Genomic DNA, 12,679 nt, shown 5'->3' with positions numbered 1-12,679 from the left:
AGTTGGGAGGGCGCGTGGCGATGGAGGCCGGCCCTCGCGACACCGCATCAGGTGCGGAGCACGTCACCACCGGGGGTGACCGACCGGACCGGGACGAGAGTCCGCGGGAGGACCTTCGAGAGGGCCTCCGGGACGATCTCCGGGACGACTTCCAGGCAGTGGGCGAGCACGGCCCGGCCGCGGACGCGCATCCCCTCGCCGAGGCCGAAGCCGAGGACCGGCTCGCCGACGACGGGCCCGACGAGGGCGCGGACGGCGTGACCGCCGACGGCCCGGCGCCCGAGGAGATGTACAGCAGCGGCCCCGAGGTCGAGGTCGAGCTGCGCCCGCAGCGCCGGCTGCGTATCTGGCAGCTCGCGCCCATCGTGGGACTGTCCGCCGTCGGCTCCCTGATGTTCGCCTTCCCGCTCGCCTTCGACGGCGACAGCGGCGCGGTCATCGCGATGCTCGGCCTGCTGATCTGCTGCTGCGCCGCCGGCTGGGGCATGATGGCCGCCCGCCGCGTGGGCTACACCTGGCCCGGCCTGCCCCCGCGCGGCTCCGGCCGCCGCCCCGACTGGCGCGTCGTCCTCGGTTACGCCCTGCTGGTCGCCGTGGTGGCCGTGCTCGCCGTGTGGCGGGTCGCCCGCCTGCGCTGACCGCGCGCCCGGCCGGCGGTCGCCCGCCCGCCGCCGACGCCGGGCCGGCCACGGCCGCCGCGGGACCGCTGTCGTACCCACCCCGTACGATCGAGGAATGAGCACGCGGATCGCCTTCCTCAAGGGGCACGGTACGGAGAACGACTTCGTGATCGTCCCGGACCCCGACAACGCCATCGAGCTGTCCCCGGCCGCCGTGGCCGCCCTGTGCGACCGCCGGGCCGGCATCGGCGGCGACGGCGTGCTGCACGTGGTGCGCTCCGCCGCGCACCCGGAGGCGCGGGGGATGGCCGGCGAGGCCGAGTGGTTCATGGACTACCGCAACAGCGACGGCTCGATCGCGGAGATGTGCGGCAACGGCGTCCGCGTCTTCGCCCGCTACCTCCAGCACGCCGGGCATGTCGCCGAGGGCGATCTGGCCGTCGCCACGCGCGGCGGCGTCAAGAGCGTGCACCTCGCCAAGGACGGGGACGTGACCGTCGGCATGGGCAGCGCCCGCCTCCCCGGAGGTGACGTCACGGTGCGCGTCGGCGAGCGCGGCTGGCCCGCGCGGAACGTCAACATGGGCAACCCGCACGCGGTCGCCTTCGTCGCCGATCTCGCGGAGGCCGGAGACCTGTACACCCCGCCGCCGGTCACCCCCGAGAGCGCCTACCCGGACGGCGTCAACGTGGAGTTCGTCGTGGACCGCGGCCCCCGCCATGTCGCCATGCGGGTGCACGAGCGCGGCTCCGGCGAGACCCGCTCCTGCGGCACCGGTGCCTGTGCCGTCGCCGTGGCCGCCGCCCGCCGTGACGGCGCCGACCCGGCCGTCACCGGCACCCCGGCGACGTACACCGTGGACCTGCCCGGCGGCCGCCTGGTCATCACCGAACGGCCGGACGGGCAGATCGAGATGACCGGACCCGCGGTGATCGTCGCCGAGGGCGAGATCGACGCCGAGTGGCTGGAAAACGCGCTTCTCTGACCTCCTGGAACCACCCTTGCGACGGCCCTGGACGGCCCGGAGCAGCGGTTCCCGGTACCGGGCCCGGATCGAAACCACGGGCGACGGCAGGGCAGGTGGCGCAAAACTTAAACCTCCTTTTCGTCGCTCGAATGGGTGATCCGTTTCACGCTCGGCGAGAGGCGGTCTGTCGCACGTGGTGGGCTCGATAGCATCAAGCACCGGCACGGACGGGGGAGCGTCGGCGCCCTGCGCCGCGCATGCCCTGGGGATCCGTCCGCCGGTCCACGAGCCGGAGGTGCCCATGAGTGCGGAGGCCACGAACCCTTCGACCCCGGTCCCGGTGGTGCCCACGGCCGCGAAGGCCGCCGCGGCGCCCGCGACGGTGCGCCGGAAGTCCCGGCCCCGGATCGACCTGCGCCGGCTCGGCCGGGCCGCGCTGCTCGGGCCCGCCGCCCGGCACAGACTGCCCGACGCGATCGGCCATGTGGTGGAGGCGCACCGCGCCCACCATCCCGACGCCGACCTCGAGCCCCTGCACCGCGCCTACGTGCTGGCCGAGACCTCGCACCGCGGCCAGATGCGCAAGAGCGGCGAGCCGTACATCACCCACCCCCTCGCGGTGACCCTCATCCTCGCCGAACTCGGCGCCGAGACCACGACGTTGACGGCCTCCCTGCTGCACGACACCGTCGAGGACACCGAGGTGACGCTGGATCAGGTGGGCGAGGAGTTCGGCGAGGAGGTCCGCTACCTGGTCGACGGCGTCACCAAGCTGGAGAAGGTCGACTACGGCGCCGCTGCCGAACCCGAGACCTTCCGCAAGATGCTCGTCGCCACCGGCAGCGACGTGCGCGTGATGTCGATCAAACTCGCCGACCGGCTGCACAACATGCGCACCCTCGGCGTGATGCGCCCCGAGAAACAGGCGCGGATCGCGGGCGTCACCCGCGACGTCCTCATCCCACTCGCCGAACGCCTCGGCGTCCAGGCCCTGAAGACCGAACTGGAGGACCTGGTCTTCGCCATCCTCCACCCCGAGGAGTACGAGCACACCAGGGAACTCATCGCGCGGAACGCCGCCCGCACCGACGACCCCCTCGCCGCGGTCGCCGACGAGATGCGGGCGGTGCTGCGCGAGGCCGGCATCGCCGCCGAAGTCCTCATCCGCCCGCGCCACTTCGTCTCCGTGCACCGGGTGGCCCGCAAACGCGGGCAGCTGCGCGGCACCGACTTCGGCCGGCTGCTGGTGCTGGTCGGCGAGGACGCCGACTGCTACGGCGTGCTCGGCGAGCTGCACACCTGTATGACACCGGTGGTCTCGGAGTTCAAGGACTTCATCGCCGTACCGAAGTTCAACCTGTACCAGTCGCTGCACACGGCCGTGGCCCGCCCCGACGGACAGGTCGTCGAAGTTCTCATCCGCACCCACCAGATGCACAAGGTCGCCGAAGCCGGCGTCGTCGCGCTCGGCAACCCCTACGCCTCCGGCACGGACGCCGCCACCGACGACCCCGCCGACGGCGAGCGTGCCGACCCCACCCGGCCCGGCTGGCTCTCCCGCCTCCTGGAATGGCAGCAGGCCGCGCCCGACCCCGACACCTTCTGGTCCACCCTGCGCGAGGACCTCGCCCAGGACCGCGAGATCACCGTCTTCCGCCCGGACGGCGGCACCCTGGGCCTGCCCGAGGGCGCCAGTTGCGTGGACGCCGCCTACGGGCAGTACGGCGAGGACGCGCACGCCTGCATCGGCGCCCGCGTCAACGGCCGCCTGGCAAGGCTGAGCACGGTCCTGAAGGACGGCGACACCGTCGAACTCCTGATGGGCCAGGACCCCGCCTCGGAGCCGTCCCGCGAGTGGCTGGAGCACGCCCACACCCCGGCCGCCCGCATCGCCATCCAGCGCTGGCTGGCCACCCACCCCGGCGGCGGCGCCCCCGCCGAGGAGTCGGCCGGCTACCGCGCCGACGCCGACTTCCCCGAACGGCACGCCTACGAGTCCGGCCCCGCGGGACGCACGCAGGGCGCCGACGTCCGCACCGACCGCCCCGGCGCCGCCGTACGCCTCGCCGGCTGCTGTACGCCCGTGCCGCCCGACGAGATCACCGGCTTCCCGGTACGCGGGGGAGTGGTGACCGTGCACCGCGTGGAGTGCGCGGCGGTGGCGCACATGAAGAACAAGGGGCGCACGGAGATCGGAGTGCGCTGGGGGGAGAGCACCGCGTGCCGGGTCACCCTGGTCGCCGAATCGTTCGGCCGCCGGGGTCTGCTCGCCGACCTCACCGAGGCCATCGCGCTGGCGGGCGGCGACATCGTCTCCGCCACGGTGGAACCGCCGAGCGAGCAGCGGGTGCGGCACACCTACACCCTCCAGCTCCCCGACGCCGCGGGCCTGCCGGCCCTCATGCGCGCCATGCGGGACGTTCCGGGCGTGTACGACGTGAGCCGCACCCGGCACCAGACCCCGGCCCCGCGGACGCCGTAGCGGGCGTCCCGCCCACGCGGGGCACGCCCGGCGTTCGGTCGGCCCGCTCACGCGGGGCAATCCGTTCGGGTGGGACGGGCGCGCGTCGCCGCCGTCCGGCGCGCGGGCGCTGGTAGCCGTGGTCCATGCTGCTCAACCCCCGCCACCGCGCCACCCCCGGCTCCGCCTCCCAGCACCGGGCCACCCCGGCCCCTGTCTCCCGGCGGCGCCCGGCCGCCCGCCGCCGCAAGGGCGCCCTGATCGCCTCCGCCGCCTCCCTCTGCTCGCTGTGCCTGCTCGGCGCGGCCGCGCCGCCCGTGCCGCTCGGCATCGGTGACCGGCTGTACCCGACGCTGGGCAACCCCGGCTACGACGTCGCGTCGTACAACCTGGACCTCACCTACCCCGGCAGCGACGACAAGCCGCTCCAGGCCGTCACCACCATCGACGCCTGGGTCACCGCCGACCTGGACCGCGTCAACCTCGACTTCGCGCGCGGCACCGTCCGCTCCGTCGAGGTCGACGGGGTGCCCGCGGACTTCGCCAGCGCCGGGGAGGACCTGGTCGTCACCCCCGGCCACCCGCTGCGCCGGGGCGACTGGGTCCGGATCACCGTGCGGCACACCAGCGACCCCCGGCCCACCGGGGACCAGAAGGGCGACGGCGGCTGGGTGCCCACCACCGACGGCCTCGTCATGGCGAACCAGGCCGACGCCGCCCACCTGGTCTTCCCGTGCAACGACCACCCGTCCGACAAGGCGATGTTCACCTTCCGGGTCACCGCGCCCAACGCCTACACCGTGGTCGCCAACGGCCTGCCCACCGGGTCCAGGCGCACCGGCTCCAGCACCACCTGGACCTACCGCACCGAGCACCCCATGGCCACCGAGCTGGCCCAGGTGTCCATCGGCCGCTCCGCCGTGCCGCGCCGCGAGGGCCCCCACGGACTGCCGCTGCGGGACGTGGTGCCCAGCGCCGACCGCAAGACCCTCGAACCCTGGCTCGCCAAGACGCCCGACCAGATCGCCTGGATGGAGCGCAAGGTCGGCACGTACCCGTTCGAGACGTACGGCGTGATCATGGCGAACGCCACCACCGGGTTCGAACTGGAGACGCAGACCCTCTCCCTCTTCGAGAAGAAGCTGTTCACCGAGCCCGGCTACCCCAAGTGGTACGTCGAGTCCGTCATGGTGCACGAGCTCTCCCACCAGTGGTTCGGCGACAGCGTCAGCCCCGCCACCTGGTCGGACGTGTGGCTGAACGAGGGGCACGCGACCTGGTACGAGGCCCTGTACGCGGAGGAGAAGGGCCACCAGCCCATGATCGACCGGATGAAGGCCGCCTACGGCGCCTCCGACGGCTGGCGCGCCTCCGGCGGACCGCCCGCCCGGCCCAAGCTGCCCGAGCCCGGCCAGAAGATCAGCATCTTCCGGCCCAGCGTCTACGACGGCGCGGCCCTCGCCCTCTACGCCCTGCGGCAGGAGATCGGCCGCCCCGCCTTCGAGCGCCTGGAACGGCTCTGGGTCCGCGACCACCGTGACGCCAACGCCTCCACCGACGACTACATCAAGCTGGCCTCCCAGGTCGCCGGCCGCGACCTCACCGGCTTCCTGCACGACTGGCTGTACGGCGAGAAGACCCCGCCGATGCCGGGCCACCCCGACTGGAAGCCGGCCGACCCGCCCACCAAGTCCGCGAAGGCCACCAAGCGCCCCGCCCGCCGGTGAGCCCGTGCCGGGCCCGGCACGCACAAGGGTGACGGCTGCCGCTCCGGGCCGCGATAACCCGGTGACGCGGTGCGGCGGCTCGTGCGACCATCTTCGGGTCGGCACCGCGCGGGACACGGGAATCTACCGGGGTACCCGAGCGTTGACCAAGACGAGCGGCCCGGCCGGGTCGCCGTACCGACGCCCTCACGGCACTCCCATCGACGTAAGGATCCAATGACCTCCTCTTCTTCCCCTTCCCAGGACGCCAAGCGCACGGCGCACGCCTACCCCGAGAATCTTCGGGCCGATGCCCTGATGGAAGAGGACGTCGCCTGGAGCTACGAGATCGACGGAGAGCGGGACGGCGACCAGTTCGACCGCTCCGAGCGCGCGGCGCTGCGCCGCGTGGCGGGTCTGTCCACCGAGCTGGAGGACGTCACCGAGGTCGAGTACCGCCAGCTCCGCCTGGAGCGGGTCGTGCTCGTCGGCGTGTGGACCACCGGCACCGCGCAGGACGCGGACAACTCCCTCGCGGAGCTGGCCGCCCTCGCGGAGACCGCGGGCGCCCTCGTGCTCGACGGCGTCATCCAGCGCCGCGACAAGCCCGACGCGGCCACCTACATCGGCTCCGGCAAGGCCCTGGAGCTGCGTGACATCGTCCTCGAATCGGGCGCGGACACCGTGATCTGCGACGGTGAGCTCAGCCCCGGCCAGCTGATCCAGCTGGAGGACGTGGTCAAGGTCAAGGTCATCGACCGCACCGCCCTGATCCTGGACATCTTCGCCCAGCACGCCAAGTCCCGCGAGGGCAAGGCGCAGGTCGCGCTCGCCCAGATGCAGTACATGCTGCCGAGGCTGCGCGGCTGGGGCCAGTCGCTGTCCCGGCAGATGGGTGGCGGTCGCGGCGGCCTCGCCACGCGTGGCCCCGGTGAGACCAAGATCGAGACGGACCGGCGCCGGATCCGCGAGAAGATGGCGAAGATGCGCCGGGAGATCGCGGACATGAAGACCGGCCGCGAGATCAAGCGCCAGGAGCGCCGCCGCAACAAGGTGCCCTCCGTCGCCATCGCCGGTTACACCAACGCCGGCAAGTCCTCGCTGCTCAACCGGCTCACCGGCGCCGGCGTCCTGGTCGAGAACGCGCTGTTCGCGACCCTGGACCCGACCGTACGCCGCGCGGAGACCCCGAGCGGCCGCCTGTACACCCTGGCGGACACCGTCGGCTTCGTCCGGCACCTGCCCCACCACCTGGTCGAGGCGTTCCGCTCCACCATGGAGGAGGTCGGCGACTCCGACCTGATCCTGCATGTGGTGGACGGCTCGCACCCGACCCCCGAGGAGCAGCTCGCCGCCGTGCGCGAGGTCATCCGGGACGTCGGCGCCACCGGCGTGCCCGAGATCGTCGTGATCAACAAGGCGGACGCGGCCGACCCGCTGGTCCTCCAGCGGCTGCTGCGCGTCGAGAAGCGCTCCATCGCGGTCTCGGCCCGCACCGGCCAGGGCATCGACGAGCTGCTCGCGCTCATCGACGCGGAGCTGCCGCGCCCCGAGGTCGAGGTCGAGGCGCTGGTGCCGTACACCCACGGCAAGCTGGTCGCGCGCGCCCACACCGAGGGCGAGGTGATCTCCGAGGAGCACACCGCGGAGGGCACCCTGCTCAAGGTCCGGGTGCACGAGGAACTGGCGGCGGACCTCGCGCCGTACACACCGGTCTCCGCGGCCTGACCCACGGCAGCACGAAGGCCCGCCACCCCCTCGGGGGCGGCGGGCCTTCGTCGTACGGTCATACACGCGGTTGGACTACCGCCCGGCGAACTTGTCGCTGACCGACTTGTACACGCCCTTGGCCACATCGCCGAAGCGGGGACCCGCCAGCCAGCCGGACGTCACCGGGCCGATCGAGGTGTTGGACACCAGCACCGGCTTGCCGTCCGGGCCGGTCTCCACCCAGCCGCCGCCGGAGGCGCCACCGGTCATGGTGCAGCCGATCCGGTACATCGTCGGGGCGGCCTGGTTCATCGACAGCCGGCCCGGCTTGTCCTCGCACTGGTACAGCAGCTGGCCGTCGTACGGCGGCGCCGCCGGGTAACCCGAGGCCGTCATGTGCGCCACCTCCGGCACGGCCGGCGCGTTGAAGTCCACCGGCAGCGCCCCGCCGACCGTCTCCTCCAGCGACTTGCCGCCGTTGCCCTGCTCCGGCGTCACATGGATGACCGCGAAGTCGTACGGCGCCCCGTCGCCGCCGGTCTCGCCGCCCTTGTCGATCCACTGCTGGGAGGTCTGCGCCGCGTCCGCCCACCAGACGCCGTACGGCGCGATCTGCTCGCGGGTGGCGTGCTGGAGCCGGCCGACCGACCACGCCGCGTTGTTGTACGACGGCACGAAGGCGAGGTTGCGGTACCAGCCGCCGCTCTTGCCGGCGTGCACGCAGTGGCCCGCCGTCCACACCAGGTTGGACTTGCCGGGGTGCGCCGGGTCCTCCACGACCGTGCCCGAGCAGACCATGTGGCCCTCGGGGGAGTCGAAGAACACCTTGCCCGAGGTGGCCGCGCCGGCGTGGTACGGCGCCGCGACCTGCCGCGCGGTCACCGGCTGCGGCGTCGGGTCGGTCACGCCCTGGTCACCGGAGATGTCGTTGGCGTCGACGCCCTTGTCCGGGTCGCCCGCGTGCCGCATCCGGTTCGGGTCCCACAGGCCCTTGATGACCGGGTTGATGAAGTCGTTGGCCTCCCGCAGCCAGTCCTTGCGGTTCCAGTCCTTCCAGGCGCCGTTCTTCCACTTGTCGATGTCGATCCCGTGCTCCCTGAGCTTGCGGCGCACGTCGTCCGGGATCTTGATCTTTCCGTCGCCGGTGCCGGCCGCGGCGGCGGAGGCGGACGGATTGCCGTCGGCCTGGTCGTCGCCGCCGCAGGCGGTGGCGGTCAGCGCCAGCGCCGAGGCGAGGGCGACCGCCGCCAGCGAGGTCGAGGCGCGGCGGGTGCGGCCGCCCCTTTCCCGCCGGGTGGTGGACGACGGCCGTATGGATCGCATGCTCGTGACTCCCCGTGTGATGACGGAACTTCGGCGCCGGCCAGGGCATCGGCGCTCTCCACGCGGAGAGTTCAGGCCGGTGCCATGACCATGCGGAACGGCATCACACCCTATGCGTTCGGCGGCCGGCGCTTTTGCCGGAACGGCAACGGTTTCGCTACGAGCGGCGCGTGGGCTCGCGTATCGGTCCGGGGCAGGCCGTGACTCCGGGGCGGGGTCGGCGGTTGTAGGCGGTGGGGGGCCCGCTGTCTGTCCTTGGCCCCGTGGATCAACTCGCCTGACTACAGCGGGAGGACAGCCAGCCGTGGCCGTGACCGAGTCGTTGGCGGAAGAGACGCAGGTGCCGGCGGGTGCCGTGCACGAGGGGATTCTGCGGCGCCAGTCGGCGCGCGAGTCCGCGGCGCGCACCTACGCGCGGGCCCTGCCCATCGTGCCCGTGCGGGCGCGCGGGCTGACCATCGAGGGCGCGGACGGCCGCCGCTACCTGGACTGCCTCTCCGGCGCGGGCACGCTCGCGCTCGGCCACAACCATCCGGTGGTCCTGGCCGCCGTGCGCCAAGTCCTCGACTCCGGCGCCCCCTTGTCGGTCCTCGACCTCGCGACCCCGGTCAAGGACGCGTTCATCACCGAGCTGTTCCGCACCCTCCCGGCGGGTCTCGCCGGGCGGGCGCGGGTGCAGTTCTGCGGGCCGGCCGGGACGGACGCGGTCGAGGCCGCGCTCAAACTGGTGCGGGCCGCGACCGGCCGCACCGGCATCCTCGCCTTCACCGGCGCGTACCACGGCATGACCGAGGGCGCGCTGGCCGTCTCCGGGGGCACGCCCGAGGTCCGTGCCGTCCGGCTGCCCTACCCGCAGGACTACCGCTGCCCCTTCGGCGTCGGCGGCCCCTACGGCGCCGAACTCGCCGCGCGCTGGACCGAGTCGCTCCTCGACGACCCCAAGTCCGGGGTGCCGCTGCCCGCCGGGATGATCCTCGAACCGGTGCAGGGCGAGGGCGGGGTGCACCCGGCCCCGGACGACTGGCTGCGCCGGATGCGCCGCGTCACCGCCGATCGCGGCATCCCGCTGATCGCCGACGAGGTGCAGACCGGCGTCGGCCGCACCGGGGCCTTCTGGGCGGTCGACCACAGCGGCATCACCCCCGATGTCATGGTCCTCTCCAAGGCCATCGGCGGCAGCCTCCCGCTGGCCGTCATCGTCTACCGCGAGGACCTCGACGTCTGGCAACCGGGCGCTCACGCGGGCACCTTCCGCGGCAACCAGCTCGCGATGGCGGCGGGCACGGCGACGCTCGCGTACGTCCGGGAGAACGGCCTGGCGGAGCGCGCGGACCGGCTGGGGGCGCGGATCATGGAACAGCTGCGGTCCGATCTCGGGGGGTTGGCGTGCGTGGGGGAGGTCCGGGGGCGGGGGCTGATGATCGGGGTGGAACTGGTCGAGCCGGAGGGCGCGGCGGCGGGGCGCGCCGAGAGCGTCGGTGATGGCGGTGGTGCCGCGCCCACCGACGGGAGACCGGGTGCCGGGTCTGTCGGCGGGGGATGTGATCGCTACGACTCCGGTGCCGCGCATTCCGGTGGTGCGCCCGGCGCCCACGGCTCCGGTGCCCCGTCCTTCCCCGCCGAAGCCGCCCGTGCGCCCCAGCCCCGGCCCGCCGCTCCCGGACTCGCCGCCGCCGTCCAGCGCGAGTGCCTGCGGCGGGGGCTCATCGTGGAGCTCGGCGGGCGGCACTCCTCGGTGGTCCGGCTGCTGCCGCCGCTGACGATCAGCGACGAGCAGACGACCGCCGTACTGGACCGGCTGACCGACGCGGTGGCGGCCGTGGCCCGCGAGGCCGCGGCACACGGCCCGGCGCACCGCGCCGACTGATCACGCTGTCAGGCACACCCCGCTGCCCCCGTCGTGTCCCGGGGCCGCCCACCCCGGCCCCGTCGACACCCCCGCGCCCGACCCGTCACGCCCCGAGGAGCCGTCTTGACCGCCAACCCCGCCCCCGACGGCCGTTCCGGTGCCCCCGATGAACCGGGAGCCGCCGGGACGGGCGCGCCGTACGCCGAGGCGGTTCCGCAGCAGCGCCGGCGGACCGTGGACCCGACCCGGCCCGCCGAGCCCGGCGCGGAGGCGCTGGACCACCCCGACGCCTCCGCCGCGGCGCAGGCCGCCGCCGTGGAGAACCTGCTGCGCTGCTGGGTGCGGGAGACCGGCCTGCCCGCCCCGGCCGCCGGCACCCTGCGCATCGTGCTGCCCGCCACCGGCACCTGCCTGCTCGTCCCGGTCCGCTACTGGTCCCCGACCGGCTGGCACCGCTTCGGACCGCCCCGGTTCGCCGACGCGCCCGCGACCGCCCGGCCCGTCGACGCCGTCACCCTCGCGGCGCTGCTCACCAGGGAGAGCGCGGGCGGCGACGACGGCGACCTCGTGGCACGGGTCGCCGACTCCCTGCGCCGCACCGCCGTCTTCGTCCGCCACCGGCGCGCCCACCCCGCCGACGGCCCCGACCTCTTCCTCGGCGCCGAACAGGCCCTCCTCCTCGGCCACCCCCTGCACCCGACCCCCAAGAGCCGCGAGGGCCTGGCCGAGGCCGAAGCCGCCCTCTATTCGCCGGAGTTGCGCGGCTCCTTCGCGCTGCACTGGCTGGCCGTGGCCCCCACCGTGCTCGCCACCGAGTCGGCCTGGACCGAGCGCGGCCGTCCGGTCCCCGCCGACCACCTCATCCGGCATCTGTCCGGCACCGCCCTGCCCCTGCCCGACGGCTACACCGCCCTCCCGCTGCACCCCTGGCAGGCCCGCGAGGTACGGCACCGCGCCCCCGTCGCCGCACTGCTCGACGCGGGCCTGCTCAGGGACCTCGGCGCACACGGCCCCGCCTGGCACCCCACCTCCTCCGTGCGCACCGTCTACCGCTCCGGCGCCCCCGCGATGCTCAAGCTGTCGCTGGGCCTGCGCATCACCAACTCCCGCCGGGAGAACCTGCGCAAGGAACTGCGGCGCGGCGTCGAGGTGCACCGGCTGCTGCGCGCGGGCCTGTCCAGGCAGTGGAGCGCCGCCCACCCCGGCTTCGACATCGTGCGCGACCCGGCGTGGCTCGCCGTGGACGATCCGGCCGGGCGGCCGGTGCCCGGCCTCGACGTGATGATCCGGCAGAACCCCTTCACCCCGGCCGACGACGCCTGCTGCCTCGCCGGACTCGTCTCGCCCCGGCCATGGACGGGAACCACCACCGGTACGAAGACCGCCCCCGATACCGCCACCGTCCCGCCCATGCGCTCCCGGCTCGCCCTGCTCGTCGCCCGGCTCGCCGCCCGCACCGGCCGTCCCGTCGCCGCCGTCGCCACGGAGTGGTTCCTGCGCTACCTGGAGCAGGTCGTCCGCCCCGTTCTCTGGCTGGACGCCGAGGCCGGCATCGCCCTCGAAGCGCACCAGCAGAACACCCTCGTCCTGCTCGACTCCGACGGCTGGCCCGGAGGCGGCCGCTACCGCGACAACCAGGGCTACTACTTCCGCGCCTCCCGCCGCGCCGAACTCGACGCCCGGCTGCCCGGCATCGGTGAGCACAGCGACACCTTCGTCTCCGACGAGGTCACCGACGAACGCTTCGCCTACTACCTCGCCGTCAACAACGTGTTCGGCCTGATCGGCGCCTTCGGCTCCCAGCGCCTCGCCGACGAACGGCTGCTGCTCGCCGCGTTCCGCCGCTTCCTCACCGGCCTCGCCACCGGCCCCGCGGCCCTGCGCACCCCCCTGCCCGCCCGGCTCCTCGACTCGCCCGTCCTGCGCTGCAAGGCCAACCTGCTGACCCGGCTGCACGGTCTCGACGAACTCGTCGGCCCGGTCGACACCCAGTCCGTGTACGTCACCATCGCCAACCCCCTCCATCCGTAAGGCCCTCGGGCA

The 12,679-nt window shown here is 73.9% G+C and carries 8 protein-coding genes; 7 read left to right on the top strand and 1 reads right to left on the bottom strand.

The window, feature by feature from the left end:
• The first annotated feature begins 20 nt into the window (after positions 1-20).
• The 5 genes from ACZ7EC_RS21510 to hflX all read left to right on the top strand — a co-directional run bounded on the left by ACZ7EC_RS21510 (position 21) and on the right by hflX (position 7,482).
• Positions 21-638, top strand: a complete 618-nt coding sequence (locus ACZ7EC_RS21510; RefSeq protein WP_471064811.1) for a hypothetical protein — start codon at positions 21-23, stop codon at positions 636-638.
• Positions 639-735: 97 nt separating this feature from the next.
• Entirely contained in the window at positions 736-1,605 is an 870-nt protein-coding gene (gene dapF / locus ACZ7EC_RS21505; RefSeq protein WP_471064726.1) for a diaminopimelate epimerase, read from the top strand.
• Between the two features lie 283 nt (positions 1,606-1,888).
• A complete protein-coding gene (locus ACZ7EC_RS21500; protein WP_471064724.1) occupies positions 1,889-4,069 on the top strand; it encodes a RelA/SpoT family protein in 2,181 nt (726 codons plus the stop codon).
• A 125-nt stretch (positions 4,070-4,194) separates the two neighbouring features.
• Positions 4,195-5,775, top strand: coding sequence for a M1 family metallopeptidase (locus tag ACZ7EC_RS21495; protein ID WP_471064722.1), 1,581 nt, complete (start codon positions 4,195-4,197; stop codon positions 5,773-5,775).
• A gap of 216 nt (positions 5,776-5,991) precedes the next feature.
• Positions 5,992-7,482, top strand: coding sequence for a GTPase HflX (gene hflX / locus ACZ7EC_RS21490; protein ID WP_471064720.1), 1,491 nt, complete (start codon positions 5,992-5,994; stop codon positions 7,480-7,482).
• 75 nt (positions 7,483-7,557) lie between these two features.
• Here hflX and ACZ7EC_RS21485 read toward each other — a convergent pair whose 3' ends face one another.
• Positions 7,558-8,787, bottom strand: coding sequence for a trypsin-like serine peptidase (locus ACZ7EC_RS21485; RefSeq protein WP_471064719.1), 1,230 nt, complete (start codon positions 8,785-8,787; stop codon positions 7,558-7,560).
• A 304-nt stretch (positions 8,788-9,091) separates the two neighbouring features.
• On the opposite strand from ACZ7EC_RS21485, the gene ACZ7EC_RS21480 reads away from it, so the two are divergent.
• Positions 9,092-10,654, top strand: a complete 1,563-nt coding sequence (locus tag ACZ7EC_RS21480) for a diaminobutyrate--2-oxoglutarate transaminase family protein (RefSeq protein ID WP_471064718.1) — start codon at positions 9,092-9,094, stop codon at positions 10,652-10,654.
• A gap of 105 nt (positions 10,655-10,759) precedes the next feature.
• On the top strand, positions 10,760-12,667 hold the full coding sequence (locus ACZ7EC_RS21475; protein WP_471064717.1) for an IucA/IucC family protein: 1,908 nt from the start codon (positions 10,760-10,762) through the stop codon (positions 12,665-12,667).
• Positions 12,668-12,679 lie beyond the last annotated feature (12 nt).

The organism is Streptomyces sp. NPDC037203 (assembly GCF_055605065.1).
This window is presented reverse-complemented; position numbering and strand designations above follow the sequence as displayed.